Source organism: Aeromonas sp. ASNIH4 (genome assembly GCF_002934425.1).
Taxonomy (GTDB): Bacteria; Pseudomonadota; Gammaproteobacteria; order Enterobacterales; family Aeromonadaceae; genus Aeromonas; species Aeromonas hydrophila.
The window spans coordinates 1,687,852-1,712,221 of sequence record NZ_CP026217.1 but is presented as its reverse complement, the minus strand read 5'-3'; the positions used below and the strand labels follow the sequence as shown (position 1 = coordinate 1,712,221).

General features: G+C 64.0%; 21 protein-coding genes and 1 tRNA gene. 7 read left to right on the top strand and 15 right to left on the bottom strand.

What is annotated here, in order from left to right; translation table 11 throughout:
* Positions 1 to 21: 21 nt before the first annotated feature.
* Positions 22 to 822: a hypothetical protein gene (locus tag C2U40_RS07955; RefSeq protein WP_060390297.1), complete on the top strand. Its 801-nt coding sequence runs from the start codon at positions 22 to 24 to the stop codon at positions 820 to 822.
* Positions 823 to 927: 105 nt separating this feature from the next.
* Here the strand turns inward: C2U40_RS07955 and C2U40_RS07950 are convergent, their stop codons facing one another.
* The gene (locus C2U40_RS07950) at positions 928 to 2,220 is read right to left on the bottom strand and encodes an NAD(P)/FAD-dependent oxidoreductase (protein WP_044800224.1); all 1,293 of its coding nucleotides are present in this window, start codon (positions 2,218 to 2,220) and stop codon (positions 928 to 930) included.
* Positions 2,221 to 2,298: 78 nt separating this feature from the next.
* A complete protein-coding gene (ycfP, locus tag C2U40_RS07945; RefSeq protein ID WP_016351064.1) occupies positions 2,299 to 2,838 on the bottom strand; it encodes an alpha/beta hydrolase YcfP in 540 nt (179 codons plus the stop codon).
* Positions 2,839 to 3,307: 469 nt separating this feature from the next.
* On the opposite strand from ycfP, the gene C2U40_RS07940 reads away from it, so the two are divergent.
* Positions 3,308 to 4,729, top strand: a complete 1,422-nt coding sequence (locus tag C2U40_RS07940) for a nucleobase:cation symporter-2 family protein (protein WP_103829093.1) — start codon at positions 3,308 to 3,310, stop codon at positions 4,727 to 4,729.
* Positions 4,730 to 4,781: 52 nt separating this feature from the next.
* Here the strand turns inward: C2U40_RS07940 and C2U40_RS07935 are convergent, their stop codons facing one another.
* From C2U40_RS07935 to C2U40_RS07925, 3 genes are all read right to left on the bottom strand, one after another.
* Entirely contained in the window at positions 4,782 to 6,590 is a 1,809-nt protein-coding gene (locus C2U40_RS07935) for a M3 family oligoendopeptidase (RefSeq protein ID WP_103829094.1), read from the bottom strand.
* Between the two features lie 93 nt (positions 6,591 to 6,683).
* Positions 6,684 to 8,462 (bottom strand): M3 family oligoendopeptidase, encoded by a 1,779-nt coding sequence (locus C2U40_RS07930; protein ID WP_103829095.1) that lies wholly within the window; start codon positions 8,460 to 8,462, stop codon positions 6,684 to 6,686.
* A gap of 181 nt (positions 8,463 to 8,643) precedes the next feature.
* Positions 8,644 to 9,561: a DUF808 domain-containing protein gene (locus C2U40_RS07925; RefSeq protein ID WP_103829096.1), complete on the bottom strand. Its 918-nt coding sequence runs from the start codon at positions 9,559 to 9,561 to the stop codon at positions 8,644 to 8,646.
* 258 nt (positions 9,562 to 9,819) lie between these two features.
* Between C2U40_RS07925 and C2U40_RS07920 the strand changes: the two genes are divergently transcribed.
* Positions 9,820 to 10,422, top strand: coding sequence for a DUF924 family protein (locus tag C2U40_RS07920; RefSeq protein ID WP_103829097.1), 603 nt, complete (start codon positions 9,820 to 9,822; stop codon positions 10,420 to 10,422).
* A 64-nt stretch (positions 10,423 to 10,486) separates the two neighbouring features.
* Here the strand turns inward: C2U40_RS07920 and secF are convergent, their stop codons facing one another.
* The 9 genes from secF to hinT form a co-directional block, all read right to left on the bottom strand.
* Entirely contained in the window at positions 10,487 to 11,401 is a 915-nt protein-coding gene (secF, locus tag C2U40_RS07915) for a protein translocase subunit SecF (protein WP_024944906.1), read from the bottom strand.
* Between the two features lie 112 nt (positions 11,402 to 11,513).
* Positions 11,514 to 13,316 carry a protein translocase subunit SecD gene (secD, locus tag C2U40_RS07910; RefSeq protein ID WP_024944905.1) on the bottom strand — a complete coding sequence of 601 codons (1,803 nt, stop codon included), beginning with the start codon at positions 13,314 to 13,316 and terminating at the stop codon, positions 11,514 to 11,516.
* Positions 13,317 to 13,463: 147 nt separating this feature from the next.
* Positions 13,464 to 13,970 carry a hypothetical protein gene (locus C2U40_RS07905; RefSeq protein ID WP_103829099.1) on the bottom strand — a complete coding sequence of 169 codons (507 nt, stop codon included), beginning with the start codon at positions 13,968 to 13,970 and terminating at the stop codon, positions 13,464 to 13,466.
* A gap of 66 nt (positions 13,971 to 14,036) precedes the next feature.
* Positions 14,037 to 14,894 carry a DUF6279 family lipoprotein gene (locus tag C2U40_RS07900; RefSeq protein ID WP_103829100.1) on the bottom strand — a complete coding sequence of 286 codons (858 nt, stop codon included), beginning with the start codon at positions 14,892 to 14,894 and terminating at the stop codon, positions 14,037 to 14,039.
* Positions 14,895 to 14,955: 61 nt separating this feature from the next.
* On the bottom strand, positions 14,956 to 15,810 hold the full coding sequence (locus tag C2U40_RS07895) for a choline kinase family protein (protein WP_103829101.1): 855 nt from the start codon (positions 15,808 to 15,810) through the stop codon (positions 14,956 to 14,958).
* Positions 15,800 to 16,396 (bottom strand): penicillin-binding protein activator LpoB, encoded by a 597-nt coding sequence (lpoB, locus tag C2U40_RS07890; RefSeq protein WP_103829102.1) that lies wholly within the window; start codon positions 16,394 to 16,396, stop codon positions 15,800 to 15,802. Before lpoB ends, C2U40_RS07895 begins: the two co-directional genes overlap by 11 nt.
* Positions 16,396 to 16,794, bottom strand: coding sequence for a YcfL family protein (locus tag C2U40_RS07885; RefSeq protein ID WP_016351074.1), 399 nt, complete (start codon positions 16,792 to 16,794; stop codon positions 16,396 to 16,398). Before C2U40_RS07885 ends, lpoB begins: the two co-directional genes overlap by 1 nt.
* Before the next feature lie 68 nt (positions 16,795 to 16,862).
* A complete protein-coding gene (locus tag C2U40_RS07880) occupies positions 16,863 to 18,284 on the bottom strand; it encodes a COG3014 family protein (protein WP_181014955.1) in 1,422 nt (473 codons plus the stop codon).
* The gene (hinT, locus tag C2U40_RS07875) at positions 18,284 to 18,634 is read right to left on the bottom strand and encodes a purine nucleoside phosphoramidase (protein ID WP_010633658.1); all 351 of its coding nucleotides are present in this window, start codon (positions 18,632 to 18,634) and stop codon (positions 18,284 to 18,286) included. The genes C2U40_RS07880 and hinT overlap by 1 nt, the downstream gene beginning before the upstream one ends.
* 262 nt (positions 18,635 to 18,896) lie before the next feature.
* Between hinT and C2U40_RS07870 the strand changes: the two genes are divergently transcribed.
* Positions 18,897 to 20,897 carry a methyl-accepting chemotaxis protein gene (locus C2U40_RS07870; RefSeq protein WP_233768827.1) on the top strand — a complete coding sequence of 667 codons (2,001 nt, stop codon included), beginning with the start codon at positions 18,897 to 18,899 and terminating at the stop codon, positions 20,895 to 20,897.
* 75 nt (positions 20,898 to 20,972) lie between these two features.
* Here C2U40_RS07870 and C2U40_RS07865 read toward each other — a convergent pair whose 3' ends face one another.
* Entirely contained in the window at positions 20,973 to 21,857 is an 885-nt protein-coding gene (locus C2U40_RS07865) for a 6-carboxytetrahydropterin synthase (RefSeq protein WP_029302773.1), read from the bottom strand.
* A gap of 79 nt (positions 21,858 to 21,936) precedes the next feature.
* Here C2U40_RS07865 and C2U40_RS07860 point away from each other — a divergent pair, with 79 nt between their 5' ends.
* From C2U40_RS07860 to C2U40_RS07850, 3 genes are all read left to right on the top strand, one after another.
* Positions 21,937 to 23,280 (top strand): dihydroorotase, encoded by a 1,344-nt coding sequence (locus tag C2U40_RS07860; RefSeq protein ID WP_011706420.1) that lies wholly within the window; start codon positions 21,937 to 21,939, stop codon positions 23,278 to 23,280.
* A 232-nt stretch (positions 23,281 to 23,512) separates the two neighbouring features.
* Positions 23,513 to 23,589: transfer RNA gene (locus C2U40_RS07855), tRNA-Pro, on the top strand.
* Between the two features lie 133 nt (positions 23,590 to 23,722).
* Positions 23,723 to 24,199, top strand: a complete 477-nt coding sequence (locus tag C2U40_RS07850; RefSeq protein WP_045789529.1) for a CC0125/CC1285 family lipoprotein — start codon at positions 23,723 to 23,725, stop codon at positions 24,197 to 24,199.
* Positions 24,200 to 24,370 lie beyond the last annotated feature (171 nt).

Here is a 24,370-nt window from a genome sequence, read left to right as displayed (position 1 = left end):
CTCTTCCATCAAGGAGACCCCATGAGCAACGGCATTCTTTCCCAATCCATTGCCAACATGCAGCAGGCCGAAGCGACCATTCAGTCCTTCAGCGGTCTGCCGCAAAACGCCGTCAACATCCAGCAAAACGTCGGTGAGGTGGTTGCCGCCCTGCTGCCCCAGGTGCAAACCATGCAGCAGCAAGTCCTGGCATTTGCTGCCCGCCTGGAGCAGCAACTGACCCAGCAGCTGGCCAATACCGGCCCCTTCAACCCCGAGGCGCTCAAGGCGTTCGTCGATCTGGTCCAGCAGGAGATCGCCCCCATCCAGACCCTGACCGCCCAGACCCTGACCGCCAGCCAGACCGCCAACGATCGCATCACGCAAGACAACATCGCGTTGCAACGGATCGGCGTGGAGCTGCAAGCCACCATCGCCGGGCTGCAATCCAACCTGGATGGCGCCCGGCAGGAGCTCGACTCCCTCAACAAGAAAAAACTCTACCTGCTGGGGCTGGGATTGCTGGGGCTGCCGGGCCTCATCGCCCTGGCCGTCACCCTGACGCAGACCCAGAACAAGGTGAGCAGCCTGGAGGGACAGGTGAACCAGATTGAGGGGCAGATCCAGCGTCAGCAAGGCTTCCTCGGCCAGACGACGGCCTTCTCCCAGCAGTTCGGCTCCCTCATCGATCGGGTGAGCAAGGTCGGCAACACCATCACCCTGCTCGGCGGCGACATTGCCAACGTCGCCCGCGATGCCGGGCAAGGGGATCCGGAGCTGGCGCGGCTGTTCTTCACCGCCGCCCTCACCGAGGTGCGCACCCTGCAGGTGGACGCCTCCTGATACCCCAGCCACAAAAAAGGAGAGGCCAAGGCCTCTCCTTTTTCATAGTGCGCGTTTCATGGTGCGCGGGGCCATTGCCGCCCCGCCACGTTTGCCCCAAGCGGCTTAGTGCAGCTTCAGGGTCGGGCGCAGCACCCGGTTGATGCGGCCCACCAGCATGATGAGGCCGGTCTTGACGTAGCCGTGCAGGGCGATCTGGTGCATCCGGTAGAGCGAGATGTAGACCAGACGGGCGATGTAGCCTTCCACCATCATGGAACCGCGCATCAGGTTGCCCATCAGGCTGCCCACGGTGGAGAAGCGGCTCAGGGACACCAGCGAACCGTGGTCGTGGTAGAGGTAGGGCTTGAGCTCGCCGCCGTTCATCTTGGCCAGGATGTTCTTGAACGCCTGGGTCGCCATTTGGTGGGCGGACTGGGCGCGCGGCGGCACGAACTTGCCGTCCGGCTGCGGGCAGGCGGCGCAGTCACCGATGACGAAGATGTTCTCGTCGCGAGTGGTCTGCAGGGTCTCTTTCACCACCAGCTGGTTGATGCGGTTGGTCTCAAGACCGGCGATATCTTTCATGAAGTCCGGCGCCTTGATACCGGCCGCCCACACCATCAGGTCCGCTTCAATCAGCTCGCCATCCTTGGTGTGCAGACCTTCGGCTGTCGCTTCGGTGATCATGGTGGCGGTACGCACGTCCACGCCGAGCTTGACCAGCTCCTGATGAGCAGCGCCGCTGATGCGCTCCGGCAGGGCCGGCAGGATGCGGGGGCCCGCTTCCACCAGGGTCACCTTCAGGCTGTCGGTGGTCAGGTTCTTGAAGCCGTAGGCATAGAGCTGCTCGACCGCGTTGTAGAGCTCGGCGGAGAGCTCCACCCCGGTGGCGCCGCCGCCGACGATGGCAATCTTCACCTTGTCGCCCGGCTGGTATTCGGTGGCGAACTGCAGGAAGCGGTTCATCATGCTGTTGTGGAAACGGTGCGCCTGGGTGGGGCTGTCCAGGAAGATGCAGTGATCCTTGATGCCCTTGGTGTTGAAGTCGTTGGAGACGGAACCGATGGCCATCACCAGGTAGTCGTAGGGCAGCTCGCGCTCGTTGACCACGATGTCGCCGTTATCGTCGACGATCTTCCCCAGCACGATGCGTTTCTCGTCGCGCTTGATGTCGGTCAGGGTTCCCAGCTGGAAGTCGAAGCCGTGATTCTTGGCGTGGGACTGGTAGCTCAGGGCGTCGATGCCCGCGTCCATGGAGCCAGTGGCCACTTCGTGCAGCAGGGGTTTCCACAGGTGGGTACGGTTGCGATCAACCAGGGTGATCTTGGCCTTGTTCTTCTTGCCCAGCTTGCGGCCCAGGCTGGTGGCCAGCTCCAGACCGCCGGCACCGCCGCCGACGACAACAATATTGGTCATGGTTAATTACCTCGGTTCCATTAAAGCGAAGGGAGCCATCGGCTCCCTTGATAGTTGAATCCATGACGTGACGATCAATCAGGCTTCTTTGAAAGCCTTCATCTGTTGCAGGTGATGAGAGATGTTCTTGAACTTGTGCGTCTCTCGCTCATCCCACACGATGTTGTAATAATTCTTCAATTCACGCTCAGTTTCGCCATTATCGCGCACTTCATCCTGAACGGAAAGGATGCAGAGGCAATTTCCTGAATTTTTACTACGAAATTCAGACACACATTTGGTGCCGATATCCTCGTACTCTTCCGGTCGGTCGATCTTGCCCTGCATGGTGATTTCGGGGTGCAGGTTGGGGTTGAAGATCACCTGCTTGATGCCGCACAGGAAGCCGATGCGCTCGCTCCAGTACCCACCCAGCCCCACCCCGCAGATGAGGGGTTTGGGATCGGTGCTCATGTCGAGCTGCTTCTTCACTTCCTTGAGCAGGTGGCTCATGTCATGACGGGGGTGAACCGTGCTGTAGTGCACGAAACGCACATCATCATCAATAAACTGCAACTGCAGCACTTTCTCGTGATTGCCCGGGCTGGTGGCATCGAAGCCATGCAGATAGATGATCATGGATAAGACCTCAGGATCTGTGTCGGTTTTATCGAAACTACCCCAGCGGCAGGGCCCTGCGCCACCAAAACATCCTACTTTCTTGCTTTGGATCACGCCCTCGGTTACGGATGAAACCAGACGGCGCGCTGCCGTCCGCTGCCGGCTATCAATCTGAGAGCCCGACCGACCGAAATGATAACCGGGCTACCAATCTGAAAGCCCGCCCCCATCGACTGGCAAACGATTGTCAGCCGTCGGCGCGTGCAAGCGTGATCCCGCCTGCAAAAATACCCAAAAACAGGGCCAACAGACACCCATGCCTGCCGGCTGAGCACGGTTCCTGCACTCCCCCTGCGATACCGCGTGAAGGCAACCTTCGCCTGCGCGGCCGGATCCAGGGCGACCCGGACCCCATCCATGAACGGGACAGCCAGCCTGCCCCATCTTGCCCGGCTCTCGCCGCCGGGTCGCAAGGAGTGATCTGTTCATGAACCAGAACCAGACCCAGCCCCCCGGGGCGGCCAAGGGCCGCGCCATCGACGAAGTGGAGCGCCTGCTCCCCCCCGGCCAGCTCTTTACCCTCGGCCTGCAGCATGTGCTGGTGATGTATGCCGGCGCCGTGGCGGTGCCGCTGGTCATCGGCGGCAGCCTGGGGCTGCCCAAGGATCAAATCTCCTATCTCATCAGTTCGGATCTCTTCTGCTGCGGCATCGTCACCCTGCTGCAGTGCCTTGGCATCGGCCGCTTCGCCGGGATCCGCCTGCCGGTCATCATGTCGGTCACCTTCGCCGCCGTCATGCCCATGCTGGCCATCGGCGCCAACCCGGCGCTGGGGCTCACCGGCATCTTCGGCGCCACCATCGCCGCCGGCATCCTCTCCACCCTGCTGGTGCCCCTCATCGGCCGCTTGATGCCGCTCTTTCCCACCGTGGTGACCGGGGTGGTTATCACCTCTATCGGCATCAGCATCATGCAGGTGGGGATCGACTGGATGGCGGGGGGCAAGGGCAACCCCGAGTACGGCAGCCTGCGCTACATCGGCACCAGCTTTCTGGTGCTGGCCTTCATCCTGCTGGTGACCCGCTTCACCAAGGGCTTTTTCAGCAACATCTCGGTACTGCTCGGGATCATCTTCGGTTTCGGAGTGGCCATTGCCATGGGAGAAGTGAGCCTGGACGGTCTGAGTGAAGCGGCCTGGTTCGCCCCCATAGTGCCGTTCGCCTTCGGCTGGCCCACCTTCGATCCCATCTCCATCGCCACCCTTACCGTCATCATGCTGATCACCTTCATCGAGTCGATGGGGATGTTTCTGGCGCTCGGCGACATCGTCGGCCACCCGGCCAGCCGGGGCGACATAGTGCGCGGCCTGCGGGTGGACGGCATCGGCACCATCATCGGCGGCATCTTCAACAGCTTCCCCCACACTTCCTTCTCCCAGAACATCGGCCTGGTGAGCGTGACCGGGGTATCGAGCCGCTGGGTCTGCGTCATGTCGGGGGGGATCCTGCTCGCCTTCGGCCTGGTGCCCAAGATGTCGGTGCTGGTCGCCTCCATTCCCCCCTTCGTGCTGGGGGGCGCCGGTATCGTGATGTTCGGCATGGTGCTGGCTACCGGCATCCGCATCCTGGCCAGGGCCGACTACAACAGCAATCGCCACAACCTCTACATTGTCGCCATCAGCCTAGGCGTCGGCATGATCCCCACCGTCTCCGGCCACTTCTTCCAGCACTTCCCCGCCGCCCTGCAACCGCTGTTTCACAGCGGCATTCTGCTGGCCACCCTCAGCTCGGTGCTGCTCAACCTCTTTTTCAACGGCTACCAGCCAGATCTTCGCCACCAACCGAGGCCCCTGCTGGTGGGGCCGGTGCGCCCGCCCGCTCAGCCGCAGCCAGGCAAACCCGTCCCATAAAAAAACCGCCGGGCAGCATTGCTGCCCGGCGGTTTCATTCAGCAAGCCTGTGTTAGCCGCAGGTCTGGGCGAAACGCTCTACCGCCGCTTCCACCAGCGCCAGGCTGCCCTGCCAGAAGGCGCTCTGGCGGATGTCCTGGCCCAAGTGCTTGGCCACCAGATCTTCGGCGCTCATGCGGCCGGTATCGCGCAGCAGGTCGCGATAGGCCTGGGCCACATTCTGTTCTCCCGCCTTCTGGCGATGCATCAGTTGCTGATAGACGCCGAGACTAAACAGATAGCCGAACAGGTAGGGATAGTTGTAAAAACCCAAGCCCGCGATGGAGAAGTGCGCCTTGGCCGCCCAGAACAGGGGGTGATAACGGCACAGACTCTGCTCGTACCAGCGGCCCCAGGCCTCGTCGGTCAACGCCTTGAGCCGTGCTGGCGAGACATAGCCCGCCGCCCGCTCCGCCACCAGGGCGCGCTCGAAATCGAAGCGGGCCGGGATATTGACCAGGAAGGTGGCGGCGCCGTCCGCTTCCGCCCAGGCAATGGCCTGCTGCTCCTCGGGGGTCTGCGCCTGCTCGAACAGGGCGCTGCGCACCAGGGTCTCGGCGAAGATGGAGGCTGTTTCGGCCAGCGTCATGGGGTAGCTGCGCTGGCTCATGGGCAGATCGCGAATGAGCCAGTTGTGCCAGGCATGGCCGAGCTCGTGAGCAAGGGTAATGACGTTGTCCATGGTGCCGGCATAGGTGATGAAGACCCGCGGCTCCACCGGCTCGGCAAACTTGGTGCAGTAGGCCCCGGTGCGCCGGTTGGGGGTGGGCGCGGCATCGATCCACCCCTTTTCGGCCATCATACGGGCAAACTCGCCCATCTCGGGATCAAAACGAGAGAACGCCTCGGCGATGATCTCGATCGCCTCCTCGAACGGGATCTCGCGGCTCACCGCGGCCGGCGGCGGGGCAAACAAATCCTCCGGCCCCAGCTCTTCGATGCCGAGGCGCTCGGCCATCAGTCCCAGCGCCCGCTGACCGAGCCCGCGTGCGCGCCAGGTCTCCTGCATCAGGGTATCCAGGGTCGCCCGCTCGATATGGCTCTGATGGCAGGAGAGGTCGAGCGCATCGAGCTGGCGGCTGCGACCGCGCTGGCGCGAAAGCTCAAGCCGCCAGCCGTTGATGGCGTTGAGGATGGCGGCCACCGTCTCCTGCTCCCCCTCCCAGCCGGCGCTGATGGCATCGAACGCCTCCCGGCGCAGGGCACGCAGCGAGCTGGAGAGCAGGTTGCTCGCCTCGGCCAACCCCATCTCGCGGCCATCGATCACCAGCCGGATCTTGCCCACCAGATCGTTGTAGAGGTTACCCCAGGCGTGCAGACCGTCGGTACCAAGGCCGATCACCAGCTGCTCCGCCTCCACCGGCAGGCGCTGATCCTGCAAGCGGCGCTCGTGACGCAGCCGGTACGCCTCCTCCCCCAGCAGAGAGTCGGCCATCAGCTGCTCGAATTCGGGCTCCGGCAGCGCCAGCATCAGATCCTCGACCGGGGCCAGGGTCTTGAACAGATCGGCATTGAGGGCGCGGGCGCGGGAGGCCAGCTGCTTGGCCAGCTCGTCGCGGGCATCCTGACTGCCCTGACAGGCCGCCAGCACGGCCAGGTTCCAGCCGATGTTGCGAATGCACTGGGCCCGCAGCCGCACTTCACGCAAGAAATCCTGCAGTGCCTGCGCATTGGCCCGCACGGCGCCAAGCCCCTCGAGGAACAGGCCGAGTTCGTCCACACTGGCGCGCGCCAGGGCGAGATCGGCGGCCACCTGCGGGCAGTCGAGGGCGGGATAGATATGCTGGTTTTGCCACTGTTGTGGGTAGATTGGTTGCTGCATCAAATGCTCGTCATCAGGTTGCGGGGCCGAGCCCCTTTGAATGCGCGTGGCGAGCCACAGGGCCCGCCACCAGGATAAAAACCGCCGTACTGCCTACACCAGCCGCTCGAGGCGGGCGACCGCTTCTTCCACATAATCGAGGCTCTCCTGCCAGAAGGCGGGCTCACGGATGTCGACCCCCAAATGCTTCTCCACCAGCTCTTCTGCGCTCATGCGGCCGGTGTCGCGCAGCAGCTCCCGATAGGCGTGGACGAACTCGCGCCCCGCCCGCGCCTGCTGGGCATAGAGCCCCAGGCTGAACAGATAGCCAAACAGATAGGGGTAGTTGTAGAACCCGAGCTCGGCGATGGAGAAGTGGCCCTTGCTGGCCCAGAACAGCTCGTCATATTGACTCAGGGTGTCACCATACCACTGCTGTTGCGCCGATTTCATCATCTGCCGCAGCTGGCCGGCCCCCACGTAGCCCTGCTCCCGCGCCGCCACCAGGGCCCGCTCGAAGGTAAAGCGGGCCGGCACGTCGAGCAGCAGGCTGGCAGCGCGCTCCCCGTCCAGCCAGGCGATGGCCCGGCGCTGCTCCATGTTGTCGGTGGCCGCCAGCAGGGCATCGCGCACCAGCGCCTCGGCAAACAGGGAGGCGGTCTCCGCCAGCGTCTTGGGGTAGTCACGCTGCTCCAGTGGCAACTCCCGCAGCAGCCAGCTGTGCCAGGCGTGGCCCAACTCGTGGGCGAGCGTGATGACGTTGTCCAGGGTCCCCTCGAAGGTGAGAAACACCCGCGGTTCGGGCGGATCGGCATACTCGGTGCTGTAGGCACCGCTGCGCCTGTGTTCGCTCGGGGCGGCGTCGATCCAACCATTGGCCGCCATCATGCGGGCAAAGGCCCCCATCTCGGGGTCAAACCCGGCGAAGGCGTCGGCCACCAGGGCCAGCGCCTGCTCGAAACTGATCAGGCCGCTCGCCGCAGCCGGCGCCGGGGCATAGAGATCCCAGGGGGCGAAATCACTGATCTGCTGGCCGCAGGCCATGGCGCGCAAGGCCCGTCGCCCCAGCGCCTTGTGCTCGCCGGCTGCCGTCATCAGGGTCTCCAGGGTGACCCGCTCCAGGTGCCCCTGATGGCAGGAAACGTCGAGCGCATCCCACCTGCGTTCCCTGCCACGCTGGCGGGTCAGCTCGTTGCGCCAGCCGTTGATGGCGTTGAGGATGGCGGCCACCGTCTCCTGCTCCGCCCCCCAGGCAGCCTGGATGGCGTGCCAGGCGGCGGCGCGCCGCGCCCGCTGCGGGTGGGCCAGCAGGTTGTCCGCCTGGGCCAGCCCCATGGGCTGCCCCTCCACCACCGGCCTGAGCCTGCCGACCAGGCTACCGTAGAGATCCCCCCACCCCTGCAGGCCATCCACGCTCAGCCCCGCGATCAACTGCTCGCTCTCGAGCGACAACCACTGATCCCGCTGGCGCCGATCGTGGCGAATGGCGTAGGCGAGTTCGAACAGCTCGGGATCCTGCAGCAGGGCGCGCACCAGCTCCTCGGGGGCTCGCACCCAGAACAGGGTCACCGGTTTGCAGAGCTGGGCCAGGCTTGCCTGCAACTGCTGGCCACGGGAGAGCAGCAGCCGGGCCGCCTCGTCGCGCCCATCCCGGCTGAGCCGGTTGTAACCGTAGATCTGGCAGTTCCACTCCAGCCTGCGCACCTCGCGCCAGCAGGCCCGAATGGCCCGAAGCAGATGGCGCAAGGCATTGATGTCGTTGGTCTTGGGTAGTTCATCCAGCAGGGGTGGCAGGCGGTTAAGGGCCTCGCGGGCACGCTGGAAATCGGCGTCGATCGCCGGGCAGTCGGGGGCGGCATAGATGTGATCATCCAGCCAAACGGGTGGTTTCATGACCTTCCTTGTCTGTTTGCGTCCATGTGGGCTGACCCCGCCTCTGTGAGCGGGTGTCTGCCGGATAGTACGAAGGGGGCAGGTCCTTGCCTAGCCCCCATCCGAGGCAACAGACGAGACAGTATCTGACGGGAGGCCCCCCATCGCAGGGATATCCCCCGCGAGGGTCAGCCCGCCGCCACTATTTGGCGGGCTTGAGCTTGCTCACCAGGGTCATGGCCAGCACCAGCACCAGCCCGGCCACCACGCCGGCCACGGCATTGAGCAGGGTCGGCGTCACCAGCGCGAGGGCGGCGCCGACCGCAGGCAGGGTAGCCACGGCGGCGGCGGCCCCTTCAATCAGGTGGTGCACGAAAGGCCAGCCGTGCACCAAAATGCCGCCCCCCACCATGAACATGGCGATGGTGCCGACCAGTGCCAGCAGGTGCATCAGCCGCGGCGCCGTCACCAGCAGCCCCTGCCCCACCGCCCGGCGCAAGGCACTGCCATCGGGCTTTTGCAGCAGGTGCAGGCCGATGTCATCGAGCTTGACGATGAGCCCCACCAGACCGTAGACCCCCACCGTCATCAGCAGGGCGATGCCCGCCACCACTGACAGCTGCAGCGCCAGGCTCGCCCCCTGTGCCGTGCCAAGGGCGATGACGATGATCTCGGCCGACAGAATAAAGTCGGTGCGAATGGCCCCCTTTATCTTCTGCTGTTCAAACGCCACCAGATCATCGGGAATGGGTGCGGTGTGCGCCTCCCCCTCGCTCTCCTCGTGGGGCAGAAACTTGTGGGCCAGCTTCTCGGCCCCCTCGAAGCAGAGGTAGGCGCCCCCCAGCATCAGGAGCGGGGTGATGAGCCAGGGCACCAGGGCACTGATGGCGATGGCGGCGGGCACCAGAATGAGCTTGTTGCGAAACGACCCCTTGGCCACCGCCCACACCACCGGCAGCTCCCGCTCGGCGCGCACCCCGGAGACCTGCTCGGCATTGAGGGCCAGATCGTCCCCCAGCACCCCGGCGGTCTTCTTCGCCGCCATCTTGGTCATCAGCGCCACGTCGTCGAGCACGCTGGCAATATCGTCGAGCAGGGCCAACAAACTGGTTCCGGCCATATCAGAGAATCCTTATGTCAGTAGAAGAGAGCTTCCCGCAGCACACCACGCCCTTGTTGGCCACATCATCTGCGCCACACCATCGAGTACATTGGCCATGTCATCCGACAGGACCGACCAACCGATGCCGGCCGAAGGGGGATCCCTATTGCGGGAAAAGATGGCACAGTGTAACGAGAAGCCGCCCGTTCGGCAGCAACCACATCAGGGTCATTTGGCCTTGATTCATCCGGTGCCCGCAGGCCCAAGGAGTATTCCATGCAACCCTGGCAACCGCTGATCACATTCTGGTTTGGTGAAGAGACCGACGACGTCACCCGCGCCAAACGCCAAGCGCCCCTCTGGTGGGGCAAAAACAGCGACACCGACGCCCTGCTCGCCAGCCGCTTCGGTGATCTGGCCGCGGCAGCCGCTGCCGGCGAGCTCGCCCACTGGGCCGATTCGGCCGAGGGCCGGCTGGCCCTGATCCTGCTGCTGGACCAGCTGCCGCGCAACATCCACCGCGGCACTCCCGCCGCCTTTGCCCAGGATGCCAAGGCGCGGGATCTCTGCCTCAAGGGGCTCTCGCTGGGGGCGGATCTGGCACTGCCCCCGCTGGGACGGGTCTTTTTCTACCTGCCGCTGGAGCACGCCGAATCCCGCGAGCAGCAGGCCAGAAGCGTGACCCTGTTCGAGGGGCTGGCGGCCGAGCAGGCTGACGGCCCGGCGCGGGAGACCTTCGCCGGCTTTGCCGACTTTGCCCGCCGCCATCAGGTGATCGTCGAGCGTTTTGGCCGCTTCCCCCACCGCAACGCCATCCTGGGCCGCCAGGACACGACCGAGGAGGCCGCCTTCTTGCTGCAACCTGGCTCGGGCTTTTGAGGCTCATTTCAGATGCGCATAAAAAAACGGGCCCGAGGGCCCGTTTTGCATGGGAATGGCGGGGTCACGCCGCCTCCGCCAGCTCCTCTTCTTTTTTCTGGTAAGCCTGCGGCGAGAGGCCCAGCAGCTCCTGCACGGTGGAGGCCACCGTGATGGAGGAGATGGTGCCCACCAGAATGCCGGCGAACAGGGTGAAGGAGAAACCGTAGAGGGCGTCGCCACCGAACAGCAGCAGGGCCCCCACCGTGAACAAGGTGGTGCCCGAGGTGATCATGGTGCGGCTGAAGGTGGCCTTGATGGCCACGTCGGAGCAGTCGTGGATCCCCATCTGGGTGCGCGAGCTGAGCAAGTCCCGCAAGCGGTCGGAGATGACGATGCTGTCGTTGAGGGAGTAGCCGATCACCGCCATCAGACCGGCGATGACGTTGAGGTCGAACTCGATGTTGAACAGCGCCAGCAGCCCCAGCGCCACCAGACCGTCGTGCAGCACCGACACCAGGATGCCGATGGCTTGGCGCCACTCGAAACGCACCGCCAGGTAGGCGGAGATGGCAAGCGAGGCCACCAGCACCGCCAGCATCCCCTGCTGGAACAGCTCGGCGCCCACCTGGGGGCCGACGATGGTGGTGCGCAGCAGCTCCACCGGCAGGTTGAGCTGCTGACCCAGCATCACCGCCAGCTCCTCGGCCGCCCAGGGCAGCTCGTGGGGCGGCAGCTTGATCAGCCACTCGCCGGGCACGCCGGCGCCGTGCAGCTCGACCACGCCCGCCAGGGGGGCCGTCAACAGGGCGTTGAGCTCATGAGCCTCCTTCAGGGTCTGGATGCGAAACTCCAGCAGGATGCCGCCGGTGAAGTCGAGACCGAGGGAGAGGCCGTTGATGGCCAGCACCGCGATGCTCGCCACGGTCAGCAGCACGGAGGCCCACAGGCCGATGTAACGCCAGCGGGTCAGCCCCATGGCAATGATCATTCTCAGCATTGTTGTTCCCTCGACAGCAGATGGCTCGGGCTTCCCACAGGGAAGCGTGTGACGCGGGCGCGGAGCAGGCTCGAACGCGCGGCGCGATGACACAGGTGGTGGTCAGTCATGGTCACACCCTCAGCAGCTTGGCGCTGCTCTTGCCCCACAGGGGGTTGATGATGGCGCGCGTGCCCCAGATGCCGGTCACCATGCTGGAGATGAGGCCCAGGATCAGGGTGATGGAGAAGCCCTGCAGCGGCCCGGAACCGATGGCATAGAGCACCACGGCGCAGATGAGCGTGGTGATGTTGGCATCGAAGATGGTGCGAAACGCCGAGCGGTACCCAAAGTCGATGGCGTTGGCCAACGAGCCCCCTTCCCGCAGCCGGTCCTTGATCCGCTCAAAGATCAGCACATGGGTATCCACCGCCATGCCGACGGTGAGCACCAGACCGGCGATCCCCGGCAGGGTCAGTACGGCGCCCGGCAGCACTGCCAGCATGCCCACCTGCATCAACAGGTTGGCGATGAGCGCGGTGATGGCGACCCAGCCGAACTTGCGATACCAGGCCATCATGAACAGCATCATGCCGGCCATGCCGAACGCCAGCGCGGTGAAGCCCGCCTCGATGTTCTGCAGACCCAGGGTCGGGCCTATGCTGCGCTCTTCCAGGATCTTGAGGGGCGCGGTGAGGGCGCCGGCGCGCAGCAGCATGGCCAGCTCCTGGGCTTCCGGCAGGCTACCTATCCCGGTGATGCGGAACTGGTTGCCAAGGGCGGTCTGGATGGTGGCGACGTTGATCACCTCGCTCCGGGCCCGCAGCTTGCCTTCGGCATTGGTCTTGTACTCGGTAAAGACGGTGGCCATCGGCTTGCCCACGTTCTGGCGGCTGAACTGGTTCATCTTGCTGCCACCCAGGCTGTCGAGCACGATGTTGACCTGGGGTTGCCCCATCTCGCCCATGTTGGCGCGGGCATCGACGATGTGCTCACCGGTCAGCACCGGCTTGCGGGCCAGCCCCACCGCCTGGCCGTTGCGATCCGCCATGAAGAAGCGGCTGTCGGCCTGGGCCTCGTAGAAGGCCAGCGAGGCAGTGGCCCCGATCACCTCTTTCGCCTGCTTGGGATTGTGCACCCCGGGCAGCTCGATGCGGATGCCGTCCTGACCCTGGCGCTGTACCGAGGCCTCGACGATGCCGAGCTCGTTGATCCGCTTTTTCAGGATCGACAGGTTCTGGGTCACCGCGTTGTTGGCCAGCAGGGTGCGCTCGGCCTCGCTCATCACCAGCCGCAGCTCGTTGCCGCTGCGCTTGAGGGTCCACTGATCCTGCCGGGTGCCGGCGGAATCCTTGATGATGGTGAGCCAGGGCGCCTGATCGGCCACCTCAGGCAAAATCACCCTCACCTCCCCTTCGCTCACCCGGGCCACGTTGGCGCCGCGCAGGCGCGCCTCGCGAAACTGGGTGCGCAGCATATCCACCAGGTTCTTGGTCTGGTTGTCGACCACAAAGCTCAGATCGACCCCGATCAGCAGCTGGGAGCCGCCGCGCAGATCCAGCCCGAGCTTGATGGGGGCGGCGCCGAGCTGGCTGATCCAGCCCGGGGCGTTGGAGTAGAACTCCAGGGTCAGCGCCGAGCTGTCATAGCCCTGCTGCTCCAGCAGCTGCTTGGCGCGCTGCTGTTCGGCCTGGCTGGCAAACACCAGCTCGACCCGCTCGCCCTGCTGCACCTGTTTGAGTGGCTCGATGCGGTTGTCGGCCAGCAGGGTACGCTGCGCCTCGGTCAGGCTGGTCTGGCCGTGCAGACCGAGAGAGGGCTGCTCACCGAAGAAGGTGGGCAGGGAGTAAAATGCAAAGGTGAACAGCATGAGCAGCAGCAGGGCGTACTGCCACATGTTCATGCGGTTCAAGGTGATACGACTCTTTTTTCTCATGAAATCAGCCTCTGTCAGGAGAAGGCTGCGCACTCGCCACGCAGGCGGCACGCAAGAAAATACGAATGAGACAGTGGCCCGTTCACACGCGGTGAGCAGGCAGCAGGAGGCGATGAGGTGGTGCGAAAGGACCGGACCCCATCGGGATCAGGCGAGGTAACTCTGACAGAAACGGTATTGCAGATGCTGGCGTTGCAACCGGTGCCGATGGATGGTGGCAAACCGATCGCGGAAACTGTGTTTGCGATAGAAGAGGGCGGCATAGAACAGCAGGCCGCACAGCAGCAACAGGATCGCCTGCTGGGACCAGCTCATGATCAGCTGATACACCACGTTGCCGGGCTGATGATCGCTGCGCAGGGAGTGTTCGAGCCGCAGCAGGTGATTCTGATGGGAGCTGACGAACTTGACGACCCCGTCGTCGCTGTCGCTGGCCGAGTGGATCACCTGACCGCCATCGGTCGGCGCCGCACTCTCCCCCATCAGCTGTACCTGCTGGGTCGACTGCTGGGCTGCGGGCAGCTTGAACCCCTCCACCGAGAGGGTAGAGAACAACAGAGCGAGGGTGATGAGCAGGGTCATCAGCGCCAGTTTCACTTTGTCGGTCAGGCTCAAAAAGTTAATTCCCGCATAATAGAAAGGGCAAACTACCACAGGGGCCCCGCCAGAACAAGGGCATGGGGGCCGGCCGGCCCCTGCCCTGCGGCCCCCTTGGCGCCATTATCCCTCCGACATCTGCCTGAAATCGCGGGCATAGCCCTTGAGCAGACTGTAGAGGTGGGCCCGCTGGGAGATGTCCAGCGACTGGCTGAGATCGCTCAGCCAGTTGACGGTGCGCTGGCGCGACTGATCGGTGTAGCCGGTGAAGCGCCCATCCATCAGGCCGTCCCCCTGTTGCAGCAGGGCGGTGAGCTGGGCGCCGAAGTCCTGGCTCTGGCGCTGCTTCATCAGCCGGTCCAGCTCCTTGGTCCAGGCGGTCTGAAACTCAAGCCAGGGGGCCTGCAGCTCGTACTGCCACTGGGCCCACTGGGCCACCAGCGGGGCCTGGGCCGGTTTCACCTCGCCAATCCAGAACACCAGCCGCTCGTTCATCTTGTCGCGAAACTCCTTGAGCATCTCCTCCCTGGGCTTGTCGGCAAACTCCTTTTCCCGTTCCGCCTGGCGGGTGAGCCGGTCCTTCATGAACATGGCCACCTGCGCCTCGGTCAGGGTGCGTGCCAGCCGCACCGCCCGTGGCACCGTGTTCTCCAGGGTGCGGGTCAGGCTCTGCTGGGCCGCATCCAGATGGCGGGAGACCTGGGCCGGGGTCATGGGGCTCGCCACCGCCTTGGCCAGCGCATCGAGATCATCGGCATAACGGGGCACCTCGCGCTGGCGGTGCCAGGCCATCAGCCCCTTCACTTCGTTGTCCAGCAAGCGCTTCTGGCCGCGATCCAGCGAGAAGTAGTCGTCCAGCTGCCAGACGATGGCCACGTCGAGCCAGTAATAGACGACCCGGGTGGAGCAGCCAGCCAGCAGCAGACAGAACAGCAGCAGACTCCAGCTACTGGGCTTGCGCCAGGAAAAGGTGGTCACCATGCAGGGCTCCAATGTTGATGAAACAGGGTTGACGCAACGGATGATTCATAATGCCTGATGCCTACTCCAACCGCTGCCGGTTGAGATCGATCAGCGCCTGGTAGTCGGGCCCCGGCTGCTGCTCGGCCATCAGCAGCGCCCACAGCAGCCCTATGTAATCGACCCAGGGCAAAAAGGCCCGGCTCTGAAAGCCGCGCGGGCCGACCGGCCCCCCTGCCCGCTCGCAATAGCTCTGCTCCAGAGCCTCGCGCTGGGCATCCTGCCAGTTGTGGGTGCGCTGGATGCTGGCCACCTCGAAACCGGGATGCCCGGCGGCGCCATACTCCCAGTCTATGACCCAGGGCCGGCTCCCCAACAAATTAGCCGGATTGAGATCATGATGGCAAGGGAGCCAGCAATCGGCAGGCTCGCGGCTGGCCAGCAGCCCCCGCTCCAGCGCCGGCAGCCAGGCCGGCACCCGGGCCAGCCTGGCACGATAGCCGGCGCTGTGGGCCCGCACCGCCATCACCACGGTCGGCACCGGCAGCCGGTGCAGCCGCGTCAGCACCCCGGCCAGCAGCGCTGGCTGCAACGCAGCCGGGGGCGGCGCCGCCAGCCAGTTCGGCTCGTCGCACCAGTCCAGCAGCATCAGGCCAGTGGCGGGATCGCTGTGATGGCAGGGCAAGGCCAGCCCCTGCCCCACGGCCCCCTGATAGAGCTGCCATTCGGTGGCCCGATCGATGCCAAGGCGCACCGGATCGGGGTGGCCCTGGCGCAAAAAGTGACTGCGCCCCGAGGGGAGGCGCAGTCGATAGTTGCAGTTGGTCAGGCCGCTGGCCAATGGCTCCAGCCGGCCCGAGCGCCAGGGCGGCGGCAGGCGGGCCAGCAGGGCGCGCTCGGCCGCTTCCAGAGAGGCCTCGCTCGACTTACCAGCCAAAGGTGGACTTCTTGGCCTGCTTGCGGATCTCTTTCTGATCGGCCCACAGCAGCTCGCCGTTTTGCAGATCCATCAGGTTCATGGTCATCTGGTAGTAGACATCCTTCACCTTGCCGTTGTCCTTGACGATGCTGGCGAGGTTGCCATAGACCATGTAGCGGGCGCCGGTCTGCTTGCCCAGGCGCACCATGGAGGCAGGATCCACCATGCCGCTGCTCTGCTGGTATTCGAGCTGCTGCTTGACCGCCGCCACCTTGCTCATGTCGACGAAGCGGAACTTGCCGGCGCGCAGCAGCTTGGTACGGATGGTGTCGGTGATGGCTTCGGTGTCGATGTGTTCGGAGGTCTTGTTGCGGATGGAGTCCATGAACATCACCGGACGGCCGCCGGCGGTGATCTCGCTGGTGGCCGGCGACGCCAGCATGGAATCCGCCATCTTGTCGGCGATGGCCTGCAGATCGCTGGAACCGTAATCGACGGTCACCGTCTCGGTTTCGGTCGGATCGCCATAGCTGACGGTGGTGCTGGAGCAGCCGCCCAGCACCAGGGCGCCGGTCAGGATCAGCAGGGCATGATTCATTTTCATCAGTAGGATTCCTCAATCACTTCGCGTACGTAAATCCGGTAGCCCCGGGCGGCCGGGCTCGGCGCCAGGGCAGACAGGGTGCGGGTCTGATAGCCGTGCAGCTTGAGCGGCGTCCAGCCGCGGCCATCGCTGGCCACCTCCTGCCCCGCCTCATCATACCAATAGAACAGGTATTGCAGCTTGTTGTCACCGCGCTGGGTGCTGGCCGCCGCCACATTGACCTGCAGCAGGCCGTTCTGTTCGCGCCGGCTGAGCTCGGTCAGGGTGACATTGACGTTTTGATGCTGCTCCGTCACTGGCGCGGCGCCCGCCGCCCCATAGAGCGCCACGCCGGAGGTATTGGTGGCGCAGCCTGCCAGCAGCAGAACCAGGCCCAGAGCCAACCCGTGTGCTTTCATCTTGCTCTCCTTGCCGGCGACCCCGAGGGGCCCGACCGGTCACTCATGTGTATTGCCATCGTTCGCCGTCACAGCGGCATCACCCGCGTCGTCAACCCGGCGCCGAGGCGCTGCACCCACACCAGGGTGGTGCGTCCCTGGTGGATGGTGAGCGGCAATTGCCGCTGTGCTGCCCCCGCGCCCAGGGTGAGGGCCACGTCGCCCGCAGGCAGCATCCCCTGCCAGCTCGCTGCCTGCGCCGGCAGCGTCAGCCAGCTGCGGGTGTCAGCCCGCTCCGAGAGGGTATTGAAGATGCCGACCAGAATGTTGCCCACATCGCCCCCCTCCTTGGCCGCGGTGCGCCGCACCTGCTCCTTGGCCACCAGCCGCAGCGCCTGGCGGGTCAGCATGCCGGGCAGCCGCTCCTGCAGATCTTTGGCCGCCAGCGCCTCCAGCCTGACCAGCTCGCTGGTCTGCTCGACCCGCTTGCCCACCGATACCGTGAGCGGCCCGGTGTCGCTGGCCCGATTATCGTAATAGGGGATGGCCACGGTAAAGGTGCGAAAATCGCCGCCGGAGGTGGAGATAGGCAGCGGCAGGAACAGCTCGCGCCGCGCCGGGATCAGCCCATCTTCAAACAGCACCACCAGCTGGCCCTGATCCTTGGCCAAGGGCGGTGCCTTGCGGCCCACCTTTTTCTCGGTTTCGCGGATCTCGTCTGCAGCGCCACGCTGCCGGGCCAAGCGCAGCAAGGCATCCTGCAGGCTGCGGTTGTCCGGCGCTATCTGGTAACCGCGCTGATAGTCGACCCAGGCATCGTTGAGATCACCGGCCGCCTCATAGAGCACGCCGGAGAAATAGAAGGTGTAGGCGTTCTGAAAACCGTTCTTGACCCGCCCGATCAGCCGGTCGAGCTCGGGGGCGCCGCGCGACATCAGCTGGCGCATCTCCCCTTCGGCCTCGGCCTCTTCGCTCTCATCCTTTGCCTTGCGCACCTCGTCGGCCCGCCGTTTGAGGGCCTGCTCCTGCACCTGGTTGGCGCGGCGCACCTCCACCAGGGCCCCCTCAGCATCCCCGCGCTGCAGGTAGTTGAGAGCCAGATAGTGGTGCAGCATGGTGCGCTCGTAATCGGGCGCACGGTAAACCATGGTCTGGTCGTTGGTGAGCAGGCTGCCCGCCTGGGCCAGCCCCTGGCTGACCCGGTACTCGGCCTGATTGTCTTCCCACGCCAGCCGGCTGTCGGCGGCGGCAAAGGCCTGCTTGCTGGCGGCGTCCTGACTCGCCAGCCAGGCGATGCGCCCCTGCTCGAGCCGGTCCAGCACATAGGTATCGTCCCCCGGCGTGGAGTCGCGCACCTCGGGCAGCGCCTCGGCGGCATGACCCAGCAACAGCTGGTTGCGCAGCGGCACCATCTGATCGGAATAAGAGACGAACATGTCTTGCCAGTGGGAGGCACAGCCCCCCAGCAGGGAACCGGCCAGCAGCAGACCGGCCAGCGGAAGGCGCGGCATCACAGGCTGAGCAGGGGTCCCAGCGGCTGGCCGCCGACCAGATGCAGGTGGATGTGGTAGACCTCCTGCCCGCCGTGGCGGTTGCAGTTCATGATGAGGCGGTAGCCATCCTCGGCAATGCCTGCCTCGCTGGCCAGCTTGCGGGCGACGGTGAACATCCGGCCCAGCGCCAGCTCGTGATCCGGCTCCACGTCGTTGACGGTGGGGATCAGCACGTTGGGGATGATCAGGATATGGGTCTTGGCCTTGGGCTGGATGTCGCGAAAGGCGGTCACCAGGTCGTCTTGATAAAGGATGTCGGCGGGGATCTCTTTGCGGATGATTTTGCTGAAAATGGTTTCTTGCGCCATGGATAACTCCTTTATATGAAAAAGAAAATTCAATGCCTGTCTCAAGCGGTTCCAACGCCCGTCATCGAGGCCCGGCAAGTGTGACACAAGCCGACATTTGACACAGCCGTTGTCCCATTCTCTTCAGTTATTGTTAAAAATACCGATAGCCGGAAGACGTCTGCCGACGTTGCTCGCCCACAGTGGTAGCAGGGTATCAAATGGACGGGGTATTCAGGCAAGGGACTTTTGCATATACAGCGGGACAATAATGAAACAAACAATGTCAGACCTCTCCATCTTGCAGAGGGTCTATCTTGGCTTTGCCATCCTGGTGGCCGTGATGGCGGCCACCTCGGTACTCACCTTCCGCAGCCAGAGCGAGCTCAATCAGGCGCTGGATCAGGTCACCCGGCAGACCATGCCGCTGGTGATCGCCAGCAGCCAGACCCAGATCAGCCTGCTCAGCGCCAACAAGTGGCTCACCGACGTGCTGACCGAGCAGGATCTCAAGCAGATCCCGGCCGAAGTGGCAGAGCTGCAGCAGGCCAAGGCGCTGGTCGACCAGACCCTCGCCACCCTCGCCCGGCAGGCGGCGGAGCACCCGGAGCTGCAGGGGGAGCTCGGTACGCTCAACCAGCTGGTCAAGGACTACCTGCAGCTGACCGACACCCTGCCCACCGAACACCAGGCCCTGCTCACCCGGCTCTACAAGGTGAATCAGGCCAAGGGTCAGTTCCAGGTCAGCCTGCCCCAGTTCAAGAAGAACCTCGGCGACATGATGATCACCATCGACGACAGCTTCATCAAGATGCTCTCCGAGACCCTGACCACCAAGCTCTCCGCCATTGAACTCTCCACCATGGATGCCCTCAACCAGAGCATCCCCGCCCCCATCGAGGCGGCGCTCAAGCGCAACAAGATGCAGATCGAGGGCTTCAACAGCACCATCAAGGATCTGCAGGGGGAGCTCAAGGATTTTGACAACAACATGGGCCACTACGTGCACGGCTTCGTGCGCGACACCACCGCCAGCGACGGCGTACTGGCCCAGTACCTGGCGCTGATGCAGCAGCAGGAGCGGATGCGCGAGCAGAGCAAGCAGGCCAGCAAGCTCATCGTCAACATCCAGAGCAAGCTCGAGCAGATCACCGCCCAGAGCCAGCAGCTGATGAACAACAGCATCCGCGCCTCCGGCAAGGTGCAGACCCAGAGCACCCTCACCCAGGGGGTGGCGCTGGTCATCGCCATCACCATCGCCATCCTGGTGGCCTACACCCTCGGCAAGGCCATCCGCCGTCCGCTCAAGGAGCTGCTGCGGGTGCTGACCGAGGTGACCCAGGGCGACATGACCCAGCGCATCGGTTTTCGCAGCAACAACGAATTTGGCCGGCTCGGCAGCCAGGTCAACCTGCTGATCGAGCAGATGGGCGAAGTGCTGAGCCAGCTCTCCCAGGCGTCGGCCCAGCTCAACAACGCCGCCCATGACAACCGCCACACCACCGAATCGGTGCGGGCGGACCTGGAAAAACAGCGCCAGGAGACCGCCTCGGTCGCCGCCGCCATGACCCAGATGGAGGCCTCGGTGCGCGAGGTGGCCCAGGCCGCCAACCAGACCCTGGAGCGGGTGATGGACGTGGAGAAAGCCTCCGAGACCGGCCGCAAGGTGATGGCCGGCAACATCACCACCACCCACCAGCTGGCGGGCAAGCTGCAGCAGACCGGCAAGGTGATTGGCGACGTGAGTGCCATGAGCGGCCAGATCGGCAACATCCTCGACGTCATTCGCGGCATCGCCGAGCAGACCAACCTGCTGGCCCTCAATGCGGCCATCGAAGCGGCGCGGGCCGGCGAGCAGGGACGCGGCTTTGCGGTGGTGGCTGACGAGGTGCGCAGCCTGGCCGGGCGCACCGCCCAGTCCACCAGCGAAATCCAGACCATGATCGAGAACCTGCAGCAGGGGGTCGCCAAGGCGGTCAGCGTGATGCAGGAGTGCTCGCGCGAGATGGACAGCTGCATGGATCAGAGCTCCCACGCCAACAACGCCATGGAGGAGGTACAGGGCATAGTGGTGCTCATCAGCGACATGTCGAGCCAGATCGCCTCCGCCGCCGAGCAGCAGCAGGCCACCAGCGCCGACATCGCCACCAACCTCAACCGCATCTCCGACATCTCGGATCTCAACTATCAGGGCATAGAGCGGGTGGCCGAGACCAGCCAGCAGCTCGACTCGCTGGCCGAGCAGCAGGAGAGCCTGGTCAAGCGCTTTAGGCTCAGCGCCTGACGCCCACGCCAGCCCCGGCAACGACAAGGCCCCGCAGATGCGGGGCCTTGTTTTTTACTGGCAAGCGGCGCGGGATCAGGCGTAGGCGATGGCGCCCTTGCCCACCCCTTCATAGGCGACAATCTTGATGAACTTGTCGCCCACGCTCTTCTTCACTTCGCGGGCGATGTAGTGGGCCAGCAGCTCGATGGTGGTGTCGGTGTCGATCATCTCCACCTCCGCCGCCGGCATGGCCAGCTGGAACAGCCCTTGCGGCGCCACATACTTGAAGCCGACATAGTGCTCGCCAGCCTCTTGCAGGATGGCCTTGGCCTGCTCACTCAACGCGAGATCGCCGAGGGCCACCCGATCCTCGTCGGTCCCCAGGTAGATGTCGGCCCAGCGCTCGGCCCAGTTGAGCTCAAGCTCCTGGTCGCGCTCGCCGTCCACGTGGATCTCGATGGGAGAGCGGTGGCCGTGGGCGATGCGCTGGCAGTTGCCGTCGTGCTTCTTGAGGCCGTGGCTGTAGTGGTAGAAGGCGCCGTCGATGGCCTCCTGGCGCAGGGTCAGCGACAGATCCTTGATGTTGCCCGGCAGCCGCTTGGCCAGCACCGCCAGCAGATAGCGGGTGACGGACTCCTTGTCCACCTGAGGGGCCGGAATGAAGGCAAAGCCCTGGCTCGGGCAGCGCAGGTGAATGGAGCGACCCGGCCGCAGCAGATCGACGGTACTCTCGTCACCGTCCAGCTGGGCCACCTGCACCAGGGGGCACTCGGTCGGCACCAGCAGCTTGTGATCCACCTCGTCGTCGATGATCGACTTGATCAGTTTCTTGACCCGGCCGAAGTCCAGCAACATGCTCATCTCGTTGAGCTCGCCGCTCATTTCGATGTCCACCAACCAGCTCTCCCCCACCATACCGCGGCGTTCGCACAGGTAGCTGGAGTCGATCACGGTCAAATCTTTTACAAATAACTTCATCAGTCAGGCCTTGCTACAGAGAAAGGGCGGTTTGCGCTATTATGACCCGCGATCACTGACAAAGGAACCGGACTCCCCCATGAACAAATTGCTTATCAAGAATGCCACCCTGGTCAATGAAGGCCGCATCTATGCCTCCGACGTGCTGATCGAGGGGGAACGGATCGCCCGCATCGCCCCGGATATCCAGGCGCCCGATGCAGTGGTGATCGATGCTGCGGGCCGTCACCTCATCCCCGGAATGATCGATGATCAGGTCCACTTCCGGGAGCCAGGGCTGACCCACAAGGGGACCATCGCCAGTGAATCCCGGGCCGCCGTGGCCGGTGGCACCACCAGCTTCATGGAAATGCCCAACGTCAATCCCCAGACCACCACCCTCGATGCCCTCGAAGCCAAATACCAGATAGCCGCCAACTCCTCCGCCGCCAACTACAGCTTCTACCTCGGCGCCACCAACGACAACCTGGAAGAGATCAAGAAGCTCGATCCCAAACAGTCCTGCGGCATCAAGATCTTCATGGGCGCCTCTACCGGCAACATGCTGGTGGACAATCAGGAGACCCTGGCCGCCATCTTCCGCGAGAGCCCGGTGATGATCGTCACCCACTGCGAGGACACCCCCACCATCAAGGTGCTGGAAGACGAAGCCCGCGCCAAGTGGGGCGAGGATGTGCCGATGCGCGAGCACGGCCGCATCCGCAGCGCCGACGCCTGCTACAAATCTTCCAGCCTGGCGGTCTCCCTGGCCAAGCAGTACGGCGCCAAGCTGCACGTGCTGCACCTGACCACCGCCAAGGAGCTGTCGCTCTTCACCGCCACCCCGGATCTGAAGGATCTCAAGGACAAGAACATCACCGCCGAGGTGTGCGTTCACCATCTGTTCTTCAATGAGGCGGACTACGACACCCTGGGCAGCCAGATCAAGTGCAACCCGGCGGTGAAGAGTGCCGCCGACCAGCACGCCCTGCTGGATGCGGTGCGCAATGACGTGCTCGACATTATCGCCACCGACCACGCTCCCCACACCTGGGAAGAGAAGCAGAACAGCTACTTCAAGGCACCGTCCGGCGTGCCGCTGGTGCAGCACTCCCTGCTGGCCCTGCTGGAGCTCTACCACAACGGGGTATTCTCGCTGGAAACCATCGTCAAGAAGACCTCCCACGCGGTGGCCGAGCGCTTCCAGGTGCAGGATCGCGGCTACATCCGCGAGGGTTACTTCGCCGACCTGGTGCTGCTGGATCTGGGCAAGCCCTACGTGGTCAACGACAGCAACCTGCTCTATCTGTGCGGCTGGTCGCCCTTCAACGGCTACCGTTTCCACAGCACGGTGGAGATGACCCTGGTCAACGGCCAGATCGCCTGGCAAAACGGCCAGGTCACCAACGAGGTGCTGGGCAAGCGGCTCACCTTCACCCGCTGATCCCTCTTGTATGTGCGCCGTCACCACAGCGCCACCACAGGCCGCCCACCCGGGCGGCCTGTTTTTTTGCAGCCGCTCACGGCCCTGTCATGCGCGGTTTTTCGGCGATTGGCGGCACTTTAAGCGCAGATTGCTCGCAAAGCAGGCGAACGATCCCGGAGTGGAATTTCCACTGTTGACAGGCAGGGTCCATCTCCATAAACTCAGCCCCCGTCAGCCGAGCTGACTCCGTCGGTGTGTAGCGCAGCCAGGTAGCGCATCTGCATGGGGTGTAGAGGGTCGGAGGTTCGAATCCTCTCACACCGACCAAATTCCCCGAGAAAGGCCTTGTCAGATGACAAGGCCTTTTCTTTTTGGTACGGCGCGCCACCACGCAGCCTGCATTGTGCCGCCGATCGGTTTGTGCTGTAGTGATGCCCTGTGTTGCCAACCGGTGTTCGAGATGTCCTCTCCCCGCCCCTTTTGCCAGCGTCTGCTGTGGCTCGGCCTCTGCGCTCTCCTGCTGCTCGGCTGCGCCACCCCTTATCAGAGCCAGCCATCGTTCTGGAACGGCCAGACCGGTTTCTCCCAGACCCGGCTCGGGCCTGACAAGTGGCAGCTGGAATTTGTCGGCAACGATCTGGTGAGCCGGGAAACCGCTCGCAAGTATGTGCTGAAACGGGCCGGTGAAGTGGCACAAGCCGAAGGTTATCAGTGGCTTGAGGTCAATGAATTGACCCTGCAACGGGACGCGGTCAGGGTGACGCCCAGTCGTCCCTTGTTCGGGTTCGATGACGACGAGCCAGATCCCTTTCTGGATCAGCGCACCGTGGAGCACCGCATCTCGGCGTTGCTCATCTTCACCCTCACTCGCAGTGCGAAAAACGACCAAACCATGAAAGCTGATTATCTTGCAAAGATTAAAATAAACAGCGATTAATATAGCCAAATTGCAAGATCTATATCACATACAACTAATGACAAGATAAAATTCTGCCACAAGGCGCTGGATTTACCCCCCCGGATTAGGCATGCTGCCAGCACACCGGCTGTCAGGAATCTACGGCTCGGATCACAAAAACGGACTGAAGTGGCACCCTTGCCGCTTGAA

What these genes read in the sequence shown, in the direction of transcription:
- hinT (WP_010633658.1), bottom strand. Translation starts at nt 18,634, where the DNA reads ATGGCGCAAGAAACCATTTTCAGCAAAATCATCCGCAAAGAGATCCCC.
- C2U40_RS07940 (WP_103829093.1), top strand. Translation starts at nt 3,308, where the DNA reads ATGAACCAGAACCAGACCCAGCCCCCCGGGGCGGCCAAGGGCCGCGCC.
- C2U40_RS07870 (WP_233768827.1), top strand. Translation starts at nt 18,897, where the DNA reads ATGTCAGACCTCTCCATCTTGCAGAGGGTCTATCTTGGCTTTGCCATC.
- C2U40_RS07925 (WP_103829096.1), bottom strand. Translation starts at nt 9,561, where the DNA reads ATGGCCGGAACCAGTTTGTTGGCCCTGCTCGACGATATTGCCAGCGTG.
- lpoB (WP_103829102.1), bottom strand. Translation starts at nt 16,396, where the DNA reads ATGAAAATGAATCATGCCCTGCTGATCCTGACCGGCGCCCTGGTGCTG.
- C2U40_RS07850 (WP_045789529.1), top strand. Translation starts at nt 23,723, where the DNA reads ATGTCCTCTCCCCGCCCCTTTTGCCAGCGTCTGCTGTGGCTCGGCCTC.
- C2U40_RS07865 (WP_029302773.1), bottom strand. Translation starts at nt 21,857, where the DNA reads ATGAAGTTATTTGTAAAAGATTTGACCGTGATCGACTCCAGCTACCTG.
- C2U40_RS07955 (WP_060390297.1), top strand. Translation starts at nt 22, where the DNA reads ATGAGCAACGGCATTCTTTCCCAATCCATTGCCAACATGCAGCAGGCC.
- C2U40_RS07920 (WP_103829097.1), top strand. Translation starts at nt 9,820, where the DNA reads ATGCAACCCTGGCAACCGCTGATCACATTCTGGTTTGGTGAAGAGACC.
- C2U40_RS07885 (WP_016351074.1), bottom strand. Translation starts at nt 16,794, where the DNA reads ATGAAAGCACACGGGTTGGCTCTGGGCCTGGTTCTGCTGCTGGCAGGC.
- C2U40_RS07880 (WP_181014955.1), bottom strand. Translation starts at nt 18,284, where the DNA reads ATGCCGCGCCTTCCGCTGGCCGGTCTGCTGCTGGCCGGTTCCCTGCTG.
- C2U40_RS07900 (WP_103829100.1), bottom strand. Translation starts at nt 14,894, where the DNA reads ATGGTGACCACCTTTTCCTGGCGCAAGCCCAGTAGCTGGAGTCTGCTG.
- secF (WP_024944906.1), bottom strand. Translation starts at nt 11,401, where the DNA reads ATGCTGAGAATGATCATTGCCATGGGGCTGACCCGCTGGCGTTACATC.
- C2U40_RS07950 (WP_044800224.1), bottom strand. Translation starts at nt 2,220, where the DNA reads ATGACCAATATTGTTGTCGTCGGCGGCGGTGCCGGCGGTCTGGAGCTG.
- C2U40_RS07860 (WP_011706420.1), top strand. Translation starts at nt 21,937, where the DNA reads ATGAACAAATTGCTTATCAAGAATGCCACCCTGGTCAATGAAGGCCGC.
- secD (WP_024944905.1), bottom strand. Translation starts at nt 13,316, where the DNA reads ATGAGAAAAAAGAGTCGTATCACCTTGAACCGCATGAACATGTGGCAG.
- ycfP (WP_016351064.1), bottom strand. Translation starts at nt 2,838, where the DNA reads ATGATCATCTATCTGCATGGCTTCGATGCCACCAGCCCGGGCAATCAC.
- C2U40_RS07930 (WP_103829095.1), bottom strand. Translation starts at nt 8,462, where the DNA reads ATGAAACCACCCGTTTGGCTGGATGATCACATCTATGCCGCCCCCGAC.
- C2U40_RS07935 (WP_103829094.1), bottom strand. Translation starts at nt 6,590, where the DNA reads ATGCAGCAACCAATCTACCCACAACAGTGGCAAAACCAGCATATCTAT.